Genomic DNA, 18,783 nt, shown 5'->3' with positions numbered 1-18,783 from the left:
TTCCTGAGAGGGGCTGCTGCGCAGCCCAACGGGAGCAAGCTCCCTCGCCACAGGATCCCGTCAGACGGAGATGTTGTGCCTGGCGAGGAAAGCGACGAAGGCTTCTTCGTCCAGCACTTTCAAACCCAGCTCACTGGCTTTGGCCAGCTTCGAACCAGCGCCCGGCCCGGCGACCACGCAGTGGGTTTTCGCCGAGACCGAGCCCGCCACCTTGGCGCCGAGGCTTTCGAGCTTGTCTTTGGCCACGTCGCGGCTCATCAGCTCCAGCGAGCCGGTCAGCACCCACGTGTGGCCTGCTTCCGGCAAACCTTCGACGACTTTCTTCTCACTGTCCCAATGCATGCCGAAGTCCTTGAGCTGCTGCTCGATGGCCATGGCGTGCGTGGCGTTCTCGGTGTTATCAAAGAAATCGCGCACGGCCTTGGCCTGCTTTTCGGGCAGCGCCTGGCGCATATCCAGCCAGTCGGCGTTGATCACGCCTTCCAGGGAGCCGAATTTATCCGCCAGTTTCTGTGCCGCGCCAGGGCCGACGCTTGGCACGTGCAGCTTGTCGAGTAACCCGCCCAAGGTGGTGCTGGCAGCGAACTCGGCAGCGAGGTCGCCTTGATCCTGCAACTGCAGGCCGCATTCGTCCGGCGACAGCAGCGCGCCGATCACGTCCCGGTTATGGCTGTCTTCAAAGAAGCTGTGAATCTCGTGCGCCACTTCCAGGCCTACGTCCGGCAGGTAGGTCAACACTTCCGGCAAGGCCTTCTGCACCCGCTCAAGGGACGCCAGCGAGCGCGCCAGCACCTTGGCCGTCTCCTCGCCCACGTCGGGAATGCCCAGGGCGTAGATAAACCGCGCCAGAGTCGGCGTCTTGCTGTTCTCGATGGCGGTGATCAACTTCTTGCTGGAAATATCAGCGAAGCCTTCCAAGTCGATGATCTGCTCGTACGTAAGTTTGAAAAGGTCAGCCGGCGAGCCGATAAGTTTTTCATCCACCAGTTGCTCGATGGTCTTGTCGCCCAGGCCGTCAATGTCCATGGCGCGGCGCGAGACGAAGTGAATAATCGCCTGCTTGAGCTGCGCACCACAGGCCAGGCGGCCAACGCAGCGATACACCGCGCCTTCGCTGACGGTTTCCTTGCCCTTGCTGCGCTTGACCAGTTGCGTGCGCTCCACGTGGGAGCCACACACCGGGCAGGTCTGGGGAATGGGCACGGCGCGGGCAGTTTCCGGGCGGCGCTCGAGTACCACCGAGACCACCTGCGGGATCACATCACCGGCGCGGCGGATAATCACGGTATCGCCGATCATCACGCCCAATCGCGCAACTTCATCCATGTTATGCAGCGTAGCGTTGGAGACGGTCACACCGGCCACCTTGACCGGCTTCAAGCGCGCCACCGGGGTCACGGCGCCGGTGCGGCCGACCTGGAATTCCACGTCGAGCAGCTCTGTAAGCTCTTCCATGGCCGGGAATTTATGCGCGATGGCCCAGCGCGGTTCGCGGGCACGGAAGCCCAGTTCACGTTGGGAGGCAATACTGTTGACCTTGAACACCACGCCGTCGATCTCATACGGCAGGCTGTTACGCCGCTCGCCGATATCGCGGTAGTAGTCCAGGCAATCCTGAATCCCCTTGGCCAGTTTCAGCTCGTGGCTGATGGGCATGCCCCATTTCTTCAACTGCTGCAGGTTGCCGATATGCGTGTCGCTGATATCAGTGGTCACGCCATAGCAGCAGAATTCCAGCGGGCGGCTGGCGGTAATTTTTGAGTCCAGCTGACGCAGGCTGCCGGCGGCGGCGTTGCGCGGGTTGGCGAAGGTCTTGCCGCCCACTTCAAGTTGCGAGGCGTTCAGCCGCTCGAAGCCGGCCTTGGACATGAACACTTCACCGCGCACTTCGAGGGTCGCTGGCCAGCCGCTGCCGTGCAGCTTCAATGGGATATTGCGCACGGTGCGCACGTTGACGCTGATGTCTTCGCCGGTGGTGCCGTCGCCGCGGGTGGCGCCGCGTACCAGTTCGCCGTCCTGATACAGCAGGCTGACCGCCAGGCCATCGAGCTTCGGCTCGCAGCTGTACTCGACACTCCCAAAGAGATTACCCGCCGGTAGATCCAGCCCCTCGGTTACCCGGCGGTCAAATTCCAGCATCGTGGTTTCATCAAAGGCGTTGCCCAGGCTGAGCATCGGAATCTCATGACTGACCTGAGTAAATGCCGACAACGCCGCACTGCCCACCCGCTGCGTCGGCGAATCACGCGTCACCAGGTCCGGATGCTCGGCCTCAAGGGCCTTGAGCTCGTGAAACAACCGGTCGTACTCGGCGTCCGGAATGCTCGGCTCGTCGAGGACGTGATAACGGTAGTTGTGCTGATCCAGTTCAGCGCGCAATTCAAGGATGCGGGTGTGGGCGGCGGTCATGGGTGTTCTCTCAGAAAGCAAAAGAGCAGCCGAAGCTGCTCAAATGGTAGTGCGCTTATTCTACTGACAACGCTGGAAACCAATCCTCAGCGTTTTTGTGTCAGGGCGCGACGCTCAAACTCGACGATGCGCTGACGGTAGTGTTCGATGGTCTGGGCAGTCAGGACGCTGCGTTGATCGTCCTTGAGCTCGCCGTTGAGTTCCTGGGACAGCTTGCGGGCTGCGGCCACCATCACGTCGAACGCTTGTTTCGGGTGACGCGGGCCAGGCAAGCCGAGGAAGAAGCTCACCGCCGGGGTGCTGAACAGGTCGATATCGTCCAGATCAAAGGTACCCGGCTTGACCGCGTTGGCCATGGAGAACAGCACTTCGCCGTTACCCGCCATGCTTTCGTGACGGTGGAAGATATCCATCTCGCCAAAACGCAGGCCGCTTTCCAGAATGTTCTGCAACAGCGCCGGGCCTTTGAAACCGCCGGCGTCACGGCAGATCACGCTGATCACCAAGACTTCTTCAGCGGCCGGCTGATCGTTGACCGATTGGCGCGGGGCGCTGCTTTTGGCTGGCGTCTCGTCGGGGAAATCGTCATCGCGGCTGCTGAAGCTCGGGCCGTCATCGACGTCCAGGTTAAGGTCGCCCTGATGCGGCTCAGCCGCGCCGGCATTGCCACGTTTGCCACGCTTGGAAGGCTCACGGGCTTCACGCACCGGCGCGCTCATCGACGGCAAGTCATGCTCGTCCAGTTGGGGTTCTTTATGGTTGTCGAGCACGCGTGGCGGCCCCAGCAGCTCGGCGCTGCCGTCGTCGTCAGGCAAGTTGGACAGGTTGCGGTCCAGACGGAATTTAAGCTTGCCTTTGCCGCCGCGCATACGGCGCCAGCCATCAAAAAGAATACCGGCAATGACAATAATGCCGATGACGATCAGCCACTCGCGCAGACCGATTTCCATGTAATCCCGTGCCTCTAATAAAAAATGCTGAAAAATAAGGGGTTTAGCACCGTGCAAACCGCTTTAAAACGTGGCGCCAACTCTATGTTCTGACTGACGTTTTGCCCACGCATACGCAAAATTGACATTAAACTAGCACGACCAAAGATAACTTTACACCGTCTGTCAAAATGCCTTGAACAAATATGTCCATTTGCCATATTTCACAACCGGGTCCATCACCTTACCGCCTGCTGAAAATTCTCTTTCAACGCCCGCCTCAGGATTCCACCATCGCCATCGCTTCTTCGACATCCACCGCCACCAAACGCGAACAGCCAGGCTCGTGCATGGTCACGCCCATCAGTTGATCGGCCATTTCCATGGCGATCTTGTTGTGGGTGATGTAGATGAACTGCACGGTCTGGGACATCTCTTTAACCAGTCGCGCATAGCGTCCAACGTTAGCGTCATCCAGCGGGGCATCAACTTCATCAAGCATGCAGAACGGCGCCGGGTTCAATTTGAAGATCGCAAATACCAGGGCCAACGCGGTGAGTGCCTTCTCGCCACCGGACAACAAATGGATGGTGCTGTTCTTCTTGCCCGGAGGCCGCGCCATGATCGTTACCCCTGTATCGAGTAGATCTTCGCCCGTCAGTTCCAAGTAAGCGCTGCCACCACCGAAAACTTTCGGGAATAACGCCTGTAAACCGCTATTAATCTGATCAAAGGTATCTTTGAAGCGATTACGGGTTTCCTTGTCGATCTTGCGGATCACGTTTTCCAGGGTGTCCAGGGCTTCCACCAGGTCGGCGTTCTGGGCGTCCAGGTAACGTTTGCGCTCGGACTGCTGCTGATACTCATCGATGGCCGCGAGGTTGATCGCGCCCAGTCGTTGAATGCGCGCGGCAATGCGCTCAAGTTCTTCTTCGGCGTCTTTCTCGTTGGCCTGTGCGGTTAGCGTGTTAAGCACGCCGTGCAAGTCGTAGCCGTCTTCCAGCAACTGGTCTTGCAGGGTCTTGCGGCGCACGGTCAGGGCTTGCCATTCCATCCGCTGTTGTTCGAGTTGGCCGCGAATCAGCTGGGATTGCTGCTCGGCCTGGGTCCGGCGTTTTTCTGCATCGCGCAGTTCGCGGTCGGCGTCTTCCAGGGCGATTTGCGCGGTCTTGAGTTCTTCGTCGACGCTCATGCGCTTGTCGAGCAACTCTTCCAGTTTGAGCCGCAACTCTTCCAGAGGCGCTTCGCCCTCCTCCAGGTTGAGGCTCAGTTGCTCACGCTTTTCGGTGAGGCGTTCGGATTGCATCTCCAGGCGTTCAAGGGCCTGGGCGGTGGACTTATGCTGGGCCTGCAAGGAGCCGAGGCGCACCGCCAATTGGTGCGCGTGGTCTTTGTGCTGGCGGGCTTCCTGACGCACACGATCCAGACGTTCGCGCAGGCTGTCGCGCTGGGCCAGCAGCAGTTCACGCTGCTCGGTGTCCAGCGCCATGCTGTCGAGAGCTTCCTGCAACTGCAGGCGCGCCTCACCGATCTGTTCGTGTTCAAGGGCGCGCTGCTCGCCCATCTCGGCGACTTCTTCGTCGAGGCGAGTACGGCGCAGGGTCAATTGTTCGGCCTTGGCTTTGCTCGCTGAGAGCTGGGCCTTGAGTTCGCCTTGCTGGCGCGCTTCGTCCTGAAGCAGACGGCGCAGGTGTTCGCGGCCAGTCTCTTGCTGGCGCTGGGTGGCGCGCAGGGTTTGCAGTTCGGTTTCCAGGCTTTCCAGGGTGGCTTCGCGCTCTTCACGTTCGGCGCTCAGGCTGACGATTTCCTGGCCACGGGCCAGAACACCGCTTTCGGCTTCACTGGCTCGGCGCACGCGCAAAAAGTGCCGACCGACCCAAAAGCCGTCCCGGCTGATCAGGCTTTCGCCGGCGCCCAGTTGGCCACGCTGGGCCAAGGCGTGTTCCAGCGAGTCCACCGGTTTGACTTGCCCCAGCCAGGGCGACAGATCAATCGCCGCCTCGACCTTGTCCAGCAAGCTGCCCGGCACTCGCGTGCCGTCGGCGGCGGGGCTGAGCAAACGCAGATCGCCTTGGGTGAAACCGGCAAGGTCAAAGCCGCCAAAATCATCGACCAGCACCGCTTGCAGGTCGGCGCCGAGCACGGTTTCCACCGCCAGCTCCCAACCGGCTTCTACTTTCAAACCCTCGGCCAGGCGCGGGCGCTCGGCCAAATGTTGGTCGCGCAGCCATTCAGCCGTGCCAGTGCCGGGGTCCAACGCCGCCTGCTGCAAGGCTTCCAGCGACGCCAGCCGGCCGTTGAGCCGCTGTAAATCGCCCTGGGCCTGCTGCTGGGCCTGGGTCGCCTGTTGCAGCTGCTGACGCAGTTGCTCCAGGCGCTCCACTTGCTGCTCTTCGCTGGCTTCGAGGTCTTCCAGCGTCATTTCGCTTTCGGCGAGCTGCTCGCTGAGTTCCATGATCGCCGCGTCTTCCGGGTCAGCCGAGAGCAACGCGCGCTCTTCCTGCATCCGGCGTTGGCGTTCAGCCAAGCGTTCCATGCTGGTTTCCAGCTGCTGAATGCGCGACTGCTGCACTTCGGCCTGGCGGCGCGGCTCGGCGGATTGCAGGTTGAACGTGTCCCACTGCTCCTGCCAGCCCTGCATGGTGGTTTCGGATTCTTCCAACGCGGCGGCGGCTTCTTCGGCGGCAGCGCTGGTGATTTCTTGCTCGGGCGTGAGCATGTCCAGCTCTTCACCGAGGGTCAGCAGCAACGTGCGGTCGTGGCCCAGGTGAGATTCAGTCTCCAGGCGCGCGCGTTCGGCCTCTTTGAGGTCATCCTGCAACTGGCGCAGGCGTTGCTGGCCGTGCTGGATGCTCTGCTCGACCCGGGCGATATCGCCGCCCACCGAGTAGAAACGCCCTTGCACCAGATTGAAGCGTTCAGACAGCTCATGGTGACCGTCGCGCAGGCGCTCGATGCTGGCATCGGCATTGCGCTGTTCGGCCACCAGCGCTTCAAAGCTGATTTCCTGGGTGCCGATAATCGCTTCGCGCTGGCCGACCTGCTCATTCAACGCCTGCCAGCGCAGGGCCGACAGTTGCGCTTTGAGCTGACGCTCCTCGCCCTTGTATTCCTGATACTTCTCGGCAGCCTGGGCCTGGCGGTGCAGGCGCTCCAACTGGCGCTCCAGCTCATCGCGCAGGTCAGTCAGGCGGGCGAGGTTTTCATGGGTGCGGCGAATGCGGTTTTCGGTCTCGCGGCGGCGCTCCTTGTACTTGGAGATGCCCGCGGCTTCTTCGATAAAGTTACGCAGGTCTTCAGGCTTGGCTTCGATCAGCTTGGAGATCATGCCCTGCTCGATGATCGAGTAGCTGCGCGGGCCCAGGCCTGTACCGAGGAAGATGTCGGTAATGTCGCGACGACGGCACTTGGTGCCGTTGAGGAAGTAGCTGTTCTGGCTGTCGCGGGTCACTTTGCGGCGAATCGAGATTTCCGCGTAGGCGGCGTATTCGCCGACGAGGGTGCCATCCGAGTTGTCGAACACCAGCTCAATGCTGGCCTGGCTCACCGGCTTGCGGCTGGTGGAGCCGTTGAAGATGACGTCGGTCATCGACTCGCCACGCAGGTTTTTGGCCGAGCTCTCGCCCATCACCCAGCGGACGGCGTCGATAATGTTCGACTTGCCGCAACCATTGGGCCCGACCACCGCCGCCATGTTACTGGGGAAGTTCACCGTGGTCGGGTCGACGAAGGACTTGAACCCCGCCAGTTTGATGCACTTGAGCCGCACGCTTAGGCGTCCGCCAACGCAGCGATAACCAGCGAGCAACTGCGCTCGCCGTAGGCCGACAACACCTGGCGAATCTGCGGCAAGTCACGGGCGAGCACGGCGGCGAGCAACTGCTCGAACAGCACCAGGTACTCGCTCATGGACGCCTTGCGTTGATCCAGCGCCAGGTAATAGGCGCGGTTCATCGCCGGCTGCAGGTTCTCGACGGTTTCCTGCAAATACGGGTTGTTGGCGAACGGGTACGCAGCGCGCATCACGTTGAAGCTTTCTTCGACGAAGGCGCGAATGTCCTGGCGTTCGAAACTGGCGATCAGGCGCTGCTGGATTTGCACGAAGGGCGCCATGTCGGCCTGGGTCTGCCAGCCCTCGGCAACCGCATTACCGAGCAGGATGTACAGCTCGCCCATCAACGTGCACAGGCTCTGCACCTTGTGTGCGGTGAGTTCGGTGACGTGGGCGCCACGGCGCGGCAGGATCGCGATCAGGTGGCGGCGTTCAAGGATCAGCAGGGCTTCGCGCACGGAACCACGGCTGACATTGAGCGCCAGCGTGACTTTCTGTTCCTGGATCCGCTCCCCAGGCTTGAGATCGCCGCGAATGATACGTTCGGCGAGGTGGTGAGCGATTTGCTCGGCGAGACTGTCCGGCGCCTTGAACGTCATGTTTTCCCTTCGAAATCTGCTATCGGTACAAGCGCGGCAGTGTAGCGCATTGGCCCGCTGATGGCGCTACGCCCACGGCGGCGAATTTGGCATGAAATAAGCAACGTATCGCAGGTAAAGGCCTGCAAAAACGTCGGTTCCAAAAGACTGGCCCCTAATTAAATGTGTTGCGATCGCGCTTTCTTGACCCTTAAGTCAGAAAACAATTGACCGAAAAGTCAGACATGACTAGATTCGGCGCAAAGCGCTTAACAACAATAATGAGTCTGCGAGGCCTTCCGTGATCCAGTTTTTACTAAACCAGGAACTCCGTAGCGAGCACGCCCTGGACCCCAACCTGACCGTGCTCAACTATTTGCGTGAGCACGTGGGCAAATCCGGTACCAAGGAAGGCTGCGCCAGCGGCGATTGCGGTGCGTGTACCGTGGTGGTCGGCGAATTGCACACCGATGCACACGGTGCGCAACAGATTCGTTATCGCAGCCTCAATTCCTGCCTGACCTTTGTCTCGTCCCTGCACGGCAAACAACTGATCAGCGTCGAAGACCTCAAACACCAGGGCCAGCTGCACAGCGTGCAACAAGCCATGGTCGAGTGCCACGGCTCGCAATGCGGCTTTTGCACACCGGGTTTTGTGATGTCGTTGTTTGCGCTGCAAAAGAACAGCGACGCTCCCGACAGCCAAAAAGCCCACGAAGCGCTGGCCGGCAACCTGTGCCGCTGCACCGGCTATCGCCCGATTCTCGCCGCCGCCGAACAGGCCTGCTGCAACAAACCGCAGGATCAGTTTGACAGCCGCCAGGCCGAAACCATCGCCCGCCTCAAGGCCATCGCACCAACCCAAACCGGCGAGCTGAACAGCGGCGACAAACGCTGCCTGGTGCCGCTGACCGTCGCCGATCTGGCCGACCTCTACGACGCCTACCCGCAAGCGCGTCTACTGGCTGGCGGCACCGACCTGGCGCTGGAAGTCACGCAGTTCCACCGCACCCTGCCGGTGATGATCTACGTCGGCAACATTGAAGAAATGAAGCGCATCGAAGACTTCGACGACCGCCTGGAAATCGGCGCCGCCACAGCCCTCTCCGACTGCTACACCGCGCTGCACCATGAATACCCGGACTTCGGCGAACTGCTGCACCGCTTCGCCTCGCTGCAAATTCGCAACCAGGGCACCCTGGGCGGCAACATCGGCAACGCCTCGCCGATCGGCGATTCACCGCCCCTGCTGATCGCCCTCGGCGCGCAGATTGTGCTGTGCAAAGGCAACACCCGCCGCACCCTGGCGCTGGAAGACTACTTCATCGACTACCGCGTGACTGCGCGCCAGGACAGCGAGTTCATCGAGAAGATCATCGTGCCCAAGGGCCACGCGCTGTTCCGAGCCTATAAGGTGTCCAAACGCCTCGACGATGATATTTCCGCGGTGTGCGCCGCCTTCAACCTGACGATTGAAAACGGTGTGATCAGCCAAGCCCGCGTCGCCTTCGGCGGCATGGCCGCCACGCCAAAACGCGCGAAAAGCTGCGAAACCGTGCTGGTCGGCGCCACCTGGAACTCCGCTACGGTGGAAAAAGCCTGCGCCGCCCTGGCCGAAGATTTCACCCCGCTCTCGGACTTCCGCGCCAGCAAGGAATACCGCCTGCTCAGCGCGCAGAACCTGCTGCGCAAATACTTCATCGAACTGCAAACGCCGCACATCGAGACTCGGGTGACCGCTTATGTCTAACCATCACGCCGATGTAAAAACCCAGGCCGAACTTGCCGAGCTGTTCTCCCAGGACCTGACCTCCGGCGTCGGCCGCAGCGTCAAGCATGACAGCGCCGCCAAGCATGTGTCCGGCGAAGCACAGTACATCGATGACCGCCTGGAATTCCCGAACCAGTTGCACCTGTATGCGCGCATGTCTGACCGTGCCCATGCACGCATCATCAGTATCGACACTGCGCCCTGCTACGCCTTTGAAGGCGTGCGTATCGCCATCACCCACGAAGACGTGCCGGGCCTGAAAGACATCGGCCCGTTGATGCCCGGCGACCCGTTACTGGCCATCGACACCGTGCAGTTCGTCGGTCAAGTGGTGCTGGCAGTAGCGGCCCGCGACCTCGAAACCGCGCGCAAAGCCGCCATGGCTGCGGTGATCGAATACGAAGACCTCGAACCGGTGCTCGACGTGGTCGAAGCCTTGCGCAATAAACACTTCGTACTCGACAGCCATACCCACCAGCGCGGCGATTCGGCGGGCGCATTGGCCTCGGCGAAAAACCGTATCCAGGGCACGCTGCACATTGGCGGCCAGGAACACTTCTATCTGGAGACGCAAATCTCCTCAGTGATGCCCACCGAAGACGGCGGCATGATCGTCTATTGCTCCACGCAGAACCCCACCGAAGTGCAGAAACTGGTGGCCGAAGTGCTGGACGTGTCGATGAACAAAATCGTCGTCGATATGCGCCGCATGGGCGGTGGTTTCGGCGGCAAGGAAACCCAGGCCGCAAGCCCGGCGTGCCTGTGCGCAGTGGTTGCGCGCCTCACAGGCCAGCCGACCAAGATGCGCCTGCCGCGCGTCGAAGACATGCTGATGACCGGCAAGCGCCACCCCTTCTATATCGAATACGACGTGGGCTTTGACGACACCGGCCGACTGCACGGGATCAACCTGGAACTGGCGGGCAACTGCGGCTGCTCGCCGGACCTGTCGAACTCGATTGTCGACCGCGCGATGTTCCACTCCGACAACGCGTATTACCTGGGCGATGCCACGGTGAACGGCCATCGCTGCAAGACCAACACTGCGTCCAACACCGCCTATCGCGGCTTCGGCGGCCCGCAGGGCATGGTCGCAATCGAGGAGGTGATGGACGCTATCGCCCGGCATCTGGCCCTTGACCCGCTGGCGGTGCGCAAGGTCAATTACTACGGCAAGACCGAGCGCAACGTCACCCACTACTACCAGACCGTCGAGCACAACATGCTCGAAGAAATGACAGCCGAGCTTGAGGCCAGCAGCCAATACGCCGAGCGCCGCGAAGCGATCCGTTTGTACAACGCCCACAGCCCGATCCTGAAAAAAGGCCTGGCGCTGACGCCAGTGAAATTCGGTATTTCATTTACCGCCAGCTTCCTTAACCAGGCCGGTGCGCTCATCCACATTTACACCGACGGCAGCATCCACCTGAACCACGGCGGCACCGAGATGGGCCAGGGGTTGAACACCAAGGTGGCGCAGGTGGTGGCGCAGATTTTCCAGGTCGACATCGACCGCGTGCAGATTACTGCGACCAACACCGACAAGGTGCCCAACACCTCGCCGACCGCTGCGTCCAGCGGCGCCGACCTGAACGGCAAAGCCGCACAGAACGCAGCAGAAATCATCAAGCAACGGCTGGTGGAATTCGCTGCGCGCAAGTACGACGTGAGCGAAGCCGATGTGGAATTCCACAACGGCCATGTGCGCGTGCGCGAGCAGATTTTGACGTTTGAAGCGCTGATCCAGCAGGCGTATTTCGCCCAGGTGTCGCTGTCGAGTACGGGGTTCTATAAGACTCCAAAAATCTTCTACGACCGCAGCCAGTCGCGCGGTCGGCCGTTCTACTACTTCGCATTCGGCGCGGCCTGTTGCGAAGTGATCGTCGACACCCTGACCGGCGAATACAAGATGCTGCGCACCGACATTCTTCACGACGTCGGCGCCTCGCTGAACCCGGCCATCGACATTGGCCAGGTGGAAGGCGGCTTTATCCAGGGCATGGGCTGGCTGACCATGGAAGAGCTGGTGTGGAACAACAAGGGCAAGCTGATGACCAACGGCCCGGCCAGTTACAAGATCCCGGCCGTGGCCGACATGCCCCTGGATTTGCGCGTGAAGCTGGTGGAGAACCGCAAGAACCCGGAAGACACGGTGTTCCATTCCAAGGCCGTGGGCGAGCCGCCGTTCATGCTCGGGATTGCGTCGTGGTGTGCGATCAAGGATGCCGTGGCGAGCCTCGGTGACTATCGCCATCAGCCGAAAATTGATGCGCCGGCAACGCCGGAGCGGGTGTTGTGGGGGTGCGAGCAGATGCGGCAGTTGATCACTGCGAAGGCCGTCGAGGCTGAAACAGCGTTGGCGTCGCTCTAGACCGCGCCGCTACCATCGGGAGCAAGCCCCCTCCCACATTTGATCGGGTTTGCAGACCAAGTGTGGGGAGTTCAGCTCCCACAATTTTTGATGTGTGAATACATTCTAATGTGGGAGGGGGCTTGCTCCCGATGACGGCCGAACTGACAGCAGAAATGTTGAGGTGACTATGCACAACTGGATCAGCGCCCTCGCCGACCTGCAAAACCGCGGCGAACCCTGCGTACTGGTGACCATCATCGAAGAGCTCGGCTCCACGCCGCGCAACGCCGGTTCGAAGATGGTCATCAGCGCTGCGCACACCTTCGACACCATCGGCGGCGGGCACCTGGAATACAAGGCGATGCAGATCGCCCGGGACATGCTTGTGCGCGGCCAGCAGAACACCCATCTGGAGCGCTTCAGCCTCGGCGCCAGCCTGGGTCAGTGCTGCGGCGGCGTGACAGTGCTGCTGTTCGAACCGATGGGCCAGGTGCAGGCGCAGATCGCGGTGTTTGGTGCCGGCCACGTTGGTCGCGCGCTGGTGCCGTTGCTGGCCAGCCTGCCGTGCCGGGTGCGCTGGATTGATTCGCGCGATCAGGAGTTCCCGGAGCACATCCCCCAGGGCGTGCGTAAAATCGTCAGCGAAGAGCCGGTCGACGAAATTGCCGACCTGCCGGTGGGCAGTTACTGCATCGTCATGACCCACAATCACGCGCTGGACCTGGAACTGACCGCCGCGCTGCTCAAGCGAGATGACTTCACCTACTTCGGCCTGATCGGTTCGAAGACCAAACGGGTCAAGTTCGAACACCGCCTGCGTGATCGCGGCTTCGACGCCGCGCAGTTGCAACGCATGCGCTGCCCCATGGGCCTCACCGAGGTGAAGGGCAAATTACCGGTGGAGATTGCTATCTCCATCGCCGGCGAAATCATCGCCACCTATAACGCGAATTTCGGTCAGCACACCGCGAGCGCCGAACCCATTGCCAAACTGCTGGTGGCTTCGCGCCGCAGCCAAGCCATTTGAATTGAGACGACCATGCCTTTGACTCGCAAAGCCTACCGTGCCGCCATTCTGCACAGCATCGCCGACCCCGCTGAAGTGGGCATCGAAGCCTCGTACGAATACTTCGAAGACGGCCTGCTGGTGATCGAGAACGGCCAGATCAGCGCTGTTGGCCATGCCGGTGACTTGCTGCCGACCCTGCCCGCCGACATCGAAGTCATCCATTACCAGGACGCGCTGATCACTCCCGGCCTGATCGACACCCATATCCACTTGCCGCAAACCGGCATGGTCGGCGCCTATGGCGAACAGTTGCTGGACTGGCTGAACACCTACACCTTCCCCTGCGAAAGCCAGTTCGCCGACAAGGCCCATGCCGAAGAAGTCGCGGATATTTTCATCAAGGAACTGCTGCGCAACGGCACCACCACCGCGCTGGTCTTCGGCAGCGTGCACCCGCAGTCGGTGAATTCGTTCTTTGAAGCCGCCGAGAAGCTCGACCTGCGCATGATCGCCGGCAAAGTGATGATGGACCGCAACGCGCCGGACTACCTCACCGACACCGCCGAAACCGGCTACCAGGAAAGCAAGGCGCTGATCGAACGCTGGCACGGCAAGGGCCGCCTGCACTATGCGGTCACGCCGCGTTTCGCGCCGACCAGCACGCCGCAGCAACTGGAACTCGCCGGGCAACTGCTGGGCGAATACCCGGACCTCTACATGCAGACTCACATCAGTGAGAACAAGCAGGAAGTCGAGTGGGTGAAGGAGCTGTACCCGGAACGCAAAGGCTACCTGGACGTGTACGACCACTACAAACTGCTGGGCGAGCGCTCGGTGTTTGCCCACGGCGTGCACCTGTGTGACGACGAATGCGCACGGCTGGCCGAGACCGGTTCGGCGGTCGCGTTTTGCCCGACCTCGAACCTCTTCCTCGGCAGCGGTTTGTTCAACCTGCCGATGGCCGAGAAGCACAAGTTGAATGTGGGCCTGGGCACGGATGTGGGCGGCGGCACCAGCTTCTCGCTGCTGCAAACCTTGAACGAAGCGTACAAAGTGATGCAGTTGCAGGGTGCGCGTTTGAGCCCGTTCAAGTCGCTGTACCTGGCCACCCTGGGCGGCGCGCGGGCACTGCGTCTGGAAGACAAGATTGGTACGTTGCAACCGGGTACGGATGCGGACTTTTTGGTACTGGATTACAACGCCACGCCGCTGTTGAGCTATCGCTTGAAGCAGTCGAACAACATTGCCGAGACGTTGTTTGTGTTGATGACGCTGGGGGATGACCGGACGGTGTTGCAGACGTATGCGGCGGGGCATTTGGTGCATCAGCGCTAATATCAGTCGCCATACAAAACCAAATGTGGGAGCGGCTTTTTGTGGGAGCTGGCTTGCCTGCGATGCAGTCACCTCGGTCTTTCAGTTAGACCGAGGGGATGCTATCGCAGGCAAGCCAGCTCCCACAAAAGCCAGCTCCCACATTGTTGATTGGGATCAGAGTTTGACCGAAGAGCGCCCTGGCTTCTTGGTCTGCAACAAATGCGAAAACACCGCATGCAAATCATCCGACGCGCTTTCCTCATCGAGGTTGAGCTTGCTGTCGATGTGATCCATGTGATGCATCATCAAATTCACCGCCAGCGTCGCGTCCCGTGCCTCGATCGCGTCGATCAACTGCGTGTGTTCATCGTAGGAGCAGTGCGAGCGGTTGCCGCTTTCGTACTGCGCGATGATCAACGATGTCTGCGACACCAGGCTGCGCTGGAAGCTGATCAGCGGGGCGTTCTTCGCCGCTTCGGCCAGCTTCAGGTGGAACTCGCCGGAGAGGCGGATGCCCGCACCGCGATCGCCGCGCGAAAAGCTGTCACGCTCGTCGTTGACCATCTGACGCAATTCAGCCAGTTGTTCGGCTGTCGCGTGCTGCACCGCCAACTCCGTGATCGCCCGCTCGACCAAACGGCGGGCCAGGAACACCTGGCGCGCATCTTCGACACTGGGGCTCGCCACCACCGCGCCACGATTGGGCCGCAGCAACACCACGCCTTCATGGGCCAGGCGCGACAGCGCGCGGCGAATGATGGTGCGGCTGACGCCGAAGATTTCGCCCAGTGCCTCTTCACTCAATTTGGTACCGGGTGCCAGGCGTTGTTCGAGGATTGCCTCGAAGATATGCGCATAGACGATATCGTCCTGGGTTCCGCTGCGTCCGGCCTTGCCGGCTCGCGGTTGTTTCTTGAGAGGTTGCAACTGTTCGTTCATGGGCACTCGGGTCGGGAGAACGGCGGCGAATTAACGGTAATACGGCAACAAACGGTTGCTGGCAAGTATCACCTAAAAACAGGGCACATTGTACACAACCGCATACGCCAACACACTGTACGGCTGTTTGCGGCCCCGGCTGTATTGCAATGAGTCGTTACGTTTGAGTTTAGGCTTGAATCTGCGCCTTCACCGGCAAACACCCAGGTAAAAGGAACACCTCTCCATGACCGACGCCACTCAAGCGCCTTTGCGCCCACTGGCCGACACTTCTGCGTCGGCCGTCGTCGCCGGCTTTATCGCCATGATGACCGGCTACACCAGTTCCCTGGTCCTGATGTTCCAGGCCGGCCAGGCCGCCGGCTTGAGCACGGCGCAGATTTCTTCATGGATCTGGGCGATCTCCATCGGCATGGCCGTGTGCAGCATCGGCTTGTCCCTGCGCTATCGCACGCCGATCACCATTGCCTGGTCGACACCCGGCGCGGCCTTGCTCATCACCAGCCTTGGCGGCGTGAGTTACGGCGAGGCCATCGGCGCCTACATCACGTGCGCGGTGCTGGTCACGCTGTGCGGCCTGACCGGCAGCTTTGAAAAACTGGTCAAACGCATTCCGGCGTCACTGGCAGCCGCATTGCTGGCGGGGATTCTGTTCAAGATCGGCAGCGAGATTTTCGTCGCTGCGCAGCATCGCATCGGCCTGGTATTGGGGATGTTTTTCACCTACCTGATCATCAAGCGCGTGTCGCCCCGCTATGCCGTGTTGGCCGCGCTGGTGATCGGCACCGTGCTTTCCGGGCTGATGGGCCTGCTGGACTTCAGCGGCTTCCACCTGGAAGTCGCGACGCCGGTCTGGACCACGCCGCACTTCTCGCTGGCCGCGACCATCAGCATCGGCATCCCGCTGTTCGTGGTGGCGATGACCTCGCAGAACATGCCCGGCGTCGCAGTACTGCGCGGCGACGGCTACACGGTGCCGGCCTCGCCGCTGATCACCACCACCGGCCTGGCCTCACTGGTGCTGGCGCCGTTTGGCTCCCACGGCATCAACCTGGCGGCGATCAGCGCGGCGATCTGTACCGGGCCCCATGCCCATGAAGACCGCAACAAGCGCTACACCGCTGCGGTGTGGTGCGGGGTGTTCTACGGGATTGCCGGAGTATTCGGCGCGACATTGGCGGCCTTGTTCGCAGCGCTGCCAAAGGAGCTGGTGCTGTCGATTGCGGCGTTGGCGCTGTTTGGCTCAATCATCAATGGCCTGAGCATCGCCATGAATGAGCCGAAGGAACGGGAAGCGGCGCTGATCACCTTTATGGTCACTGCGTCAGGCTTGACGTTGTTTTCCATCGGGTCGGCGTTTTGGGGGATTGTGGCGGGGGTGTTGACGTTGCTGATTCTGAATTGGCGCAAGGCATAAAAAAACGGCGACCCTCAGGTCGCCGTTTTTTTTAGTATCACTTAGCCGCGTTGATCGGCTTTTCCGGATACCACACGTCCAGCAGTGGGCTGACTTCAGCGCTTTTCAGTTCGCTGCGGCCTTTGAGCCAGCTTTCAACAGCTGCGCGCTGTTCTTCGTTGACCGAGCCACGCTTCTGCAGGCAAACCAGACCGAAGTCATCGCCGCCGACATAGCCCAGTTCATTGGCTTCCATGGCTTCTTTGATGAATGCTTCGAGGAAAGCATCGGTAGCTTCTTCACTCAGGCCTTCTTTGAAGTCCAGGTTCAGTTCGAAACCCAGCTCTTGAAATTCATCAACGCACAGTTTTTTGCGCAGACGCTGGGAACGGTTAGTCGCCATTGGAACAATCCTCATAAGTAATAACGGGCGGCACTTTAGCAGTTTAAGGCGACGATTGCCCGACTCTCTGGGACGGGCGGCACAATGCAGGCAAAAAAAACGCCCATTAGCAGCTATCGTTCAGCTACAACTGGATCCACCTTGGGGCATAATGCCGACACTTTCGTGACTAATGAGGGATTTTCTTACACACCCCTCGCCTTTTTCACCCTTCTCAGCAGTAGGGTTTTATTCTTTATGATCAAATCTTTGCGTCCATTTTTGCTTGCCAGCGTTCTTTTGCCACTGGCCTTTTCCGTCACCGCCGCCCCGATCAATACCACCCTGCCGCCCAATGTTCAGCAGGCCCTGCAGAAAGCCAAAATACCCAATACCTCGCTGTCCCTGGTGATGCTGCCGTTAACCGGCCCCGGCACCCCGACCGTGTTCAACGCCGACGTGTCGGTTAACCCGGCCTCTACCATGAAGCTGGTCACCACCTACGCAGCCCTGGAAATGCTCGGCCCCAACCACCAGTGGAAGACCGAGTTCTACACCGACGGCACGCTCAGCGGTGGCGTGTTGCACGGCAACCTGTACCTCAAGGGCGGCGGCGACCCCAAGCTGAACATGGAAAAACTCTGGCTGCTGATGCGCGACCTGCGCGCCAACGGCGTGAAGCAAGTCACCGGCGACCTGGTGCTGGACCGCAGCTTCTTCAACCCACCGCAATTGCCCGAATTCAATGACGACGGCAACGACGAGAACAAGCCGTTCCTGGTCAAGCCGGATGCGCTGCTGGTCAACCTCAAAGCCCTGCGCTTCGTGACCCGCAACGATTCCGGCCGGGTGATCGTGTCGGCCGAGCCGCCAATAGCGAGCATCCGTATCGACAATCAGGTGAAAGTGTCCAACGCCAAGCAATGCACCGGCGATGTGCGCTACAGCCCCATGACAGCCGCCGACGGCAGCGTCACCGTGACCGTCAGCGGTCAGTTGGCCGATGGCTGCAGCTCACAGACTTACCTGTCGCTGCTCGACCACGCCACCTACACCGCCGGCGCCGTGCGCGCGATCTGGCAGGAGTTGGGTGGCACCATCCAGGGCCGTGACATCCAGGCGCCGGTTCCGAAAAACGCCAAGGTGCTGGCCCGGGCGTTTTCGCCGGACCTGGCGGAAATCATCCGCGACATCAATAAATTCAGTAACAACACCATGGCTCAGCAGCTGTTCCTGAGCCTGGGCGCGCAGTTTCGCAACGACGCCGATGGCGACGATGCCAAGGCCGCGCAACGTGTAGTGCGTCAATGGTTGGCTAAAAAAGGCATCACCGCGCCACACCTGGTGATGGAGAACGGCTCAGGCTTGTCGCGTGCTGAACGGGTCAGCGCCCGTGAGATGGCGGCCATGCTGCAAGCTGCGTGGAAGGGTCCGTATGCCGCTGAGTACATCAGCTCGCTGCCGATTGCCGGGACTGACGGCACCATGCGTAAACGCCTGAAGACTACGGCGATGCGCGGTGAGGCTCACGTTAAGACAGGCACCTTGAACACGGTTCGAGCGATTGCCGGGTTTAGTCGTGATAACAATGGCAATACCTGGGTGGTGGTGGCGATTCTTAACGATTCGAAGCCGTGGGGGGCTTCGTCGGTGCTGGATCAGGTGTTGCTGGATCTGTATCGCCAGCCGAAGCTGGGGGTGGCGGAACCGGTGCTTTAGGTGAGTGTGTGGTTTGTCTGCGATGGCTGGCTGTCGGGGTACATATCCGTTGCTGCGGTAATGGCTGAAATCGGTTCCGCTCTTACAGCGGGTCACTTTTTGAAGAGCGCAAAAAGTAACCAAAAACGCTCCGCCCCACCACTCGGCAC

General features: G+C 60.6%; 12 protein-coding genes. 6 read left to right on the top strand and 6 right to left on the bottom strand.

What is annotated here, in order from left to right:
* Window positions 1–60: 60 nt before the first annotated feature.
* The 4 genes from ligA to Q7C20_RS09830 form a co-directional block, all read right to left on the bottom strand.
* Window positions 61–2,409, bottom strand: a complete 2,349-nt coding sequence (gene ligA, locus Q7C20_RS09845; RefSeq protein ID WP_375066994.1) for an NAD-dependent DNA ligase LigA — start codon at window positions 2,407–2,409, stop codon at window positions 61–63.
* A gap of 86 nt (window positions 2,410–2,495) precedes the next feature.
* A complete protein-coding gene (gene zipA / locus Q7C20_RS09840; protein ID WP_348058403.1) occupies window positions 2,496–3,359 on the bottom strand; it encodes a cell division protein ZipA in 864 nt (287 codons plus the stop codon).
* Between the two features lie 259 nt (window positions 3,360–3,618).
* Window positions 3,619–7,107, bottom strand: a complete 3,489-nt coding sequence (gene smc, locus Q7C20_RS09835; RefSeq protein WP_375066992.1) for a chromosome segregation protein SMC — start codon at window positions 7,105–7,107, stop codon at window positions 3,619–3,621.
* Between the two features lie 2 nt (window positions 7,108–7,109).
* The gene (locus tag Q7C20_RS09830) at window positions 7,110–7,769 is read right to left on the bottom strand and encodes a GntR family transcriptional regulator (RefSeq protein WP_348058400.1); all 660 of its coding nucleotides are present in this window, start codon (window positions 7,767–7,769) and stop codon (window positions 7,110–7,112) included.
* A 280-nt stretch (window positions 7,770–8,049) separates the two neighbouring features.
* Between Q7C20_RS09830 and xdhA the strand changes: the two genes are divergently transcribed.
* The 4 genes from xdhA to guaD all read left to right on the top strand — a co-directional run bounded on the left by xdhA (window position 8,050) and on the right by guaD (window position 14,216).
* The gene (gene xdhA / locus Q7C20_RS09825; RefSeq protein WP_375066991.1) at window positions 8,050–9,498 is read left to right on the top strand and encodes a xanthine dehydrogenase small subunit; all 1,449 of its coding nucleotides are present in this window, start codon (window positions 8,050–8,052) and stop codon (window positions 9,496–9,498) included.
* A complete protein-coding gene (xdhB, locus tag Q7C20_RS09820; protein ID WP_375066990.1) occupies window positions 9,491–11,890 on the top strand; it encodes a xanthine dehydrogenase molybdopterin binding subunit in 2,400 nt (799 codons plus the stop codon). The genes xdhA and xdhB overlap by 8 nt, the downstream gene beginning before the upstream one ends.
* Before the next feature lie 169 nt (window positions 11,891–12,059).
* Window positions 12,060–12,899, top strand: a complete 840-nt coding sequence (gene xdhC, locus Q7C20_RS09815) for a xanthine dehydrogenase accessory protein XdhC (RefSeq protein ID WP_375066988.1) — start codon at window positions 12,060–12,062, stop codon at window positions 12,897–12,899.
* 12 nt (window positions 12,900–12,911) lie between these two features.
* Window positions 12,912–14,216: a guanine deaminase gene (gene guaD, locus Q7C20_RS09810; protein WP_375066987.1), complete on the top strand. Its 1,305-nt coding sequence runs from the start codon at window positions 12,912–12,914 to the stop codon at window positions 14,214–14,216.
* A gap of 156 nt (window positions 14,217–14,372) precedes the next feature.
* Here the strand turns inward: guaD and Q7C20_RS09805 are convergent, their stop codons facing one another.
* On the bottom strand, window positions 14,373–15,137 hold the full coding sequence (locus tag Q7C20_RS09805; RefSeq protein WP_348058393.1) for a GntR family transcriptional regulator: 765 nt from the start codon (window positions 15,135–15,137) through the stop codon (window positions 14,373–14,375).
* 226 nt (window positions 15,138–15,363) lie between these two features.
* On the opposite strand from Q7C20_RS09805, the gene Q7C20_RS09800 reads away from it, so the two are divergent.
* Window positions 15,364–16,554, top strand: coding sequence for a benzoate/H(+) symporter BenE family transporter (locus Q7C20_RS09800; RefSeq protein WP_348058391.1), 1,191 nt, complete (start codon window positions 15,364–15,366; stop codon window positions 16,552–16,554).
* Between the two features lie 37 nt (window positions 16,555–16,591).
* Here the strand turns inward: Q7C20_RS09800 and Q7C20_RS09795 are convergent, their stop codons facing one another.
* Window positions 16,592–16,936, bottom strand: a complete 345-nt coding sequence (locus tag Q7C20_RS09795) for a YggL family protein (RefSeq protein ID WP_348058389.1) — start codon at window positions 16,934–16,936, stop codon at window positions 16,592–16,594.
* A gap of 237 nt (window positions 16,937–17,173) precedes the next feature.
* Between Q7C20_RS09795 and dacB the strand changes: the two genes are divergently transcribed.
* Complete coding sequence (dacB, locus tag Q7C20_RS09790) at window positions 17,174–18,634, top strand: D-alanyl-D-alanine carboxypeptidase/D-alanyl-D-alanine-endopeptidase (RefSeq protein WP_375066985.1); 1,461 nt, start codon at window positions 17,174–17,176, stop codon at window positions 18,632–18,634.
* The last annotated feature ends 149 nt before the right edge of the window (window positions 18,635–18,783 follow it).

The organism is Pseudomonas sp. AMR01 (assembly GCF_041946035.1).
Taxonomy (GTDB): domain Bacteria; phylum Pseudomonadota; class Gammaproteobacteria; order Pseudomonadales; family Pseudomonadaceae; genus Aquipseudomonas; species Aquipseudomonas antarctica_B.
The sequence above is the reverse complement of the archived record's forward strand: the minus strand, read 5'-3'. Positions and strand labels throughout refer to the sequence as shown.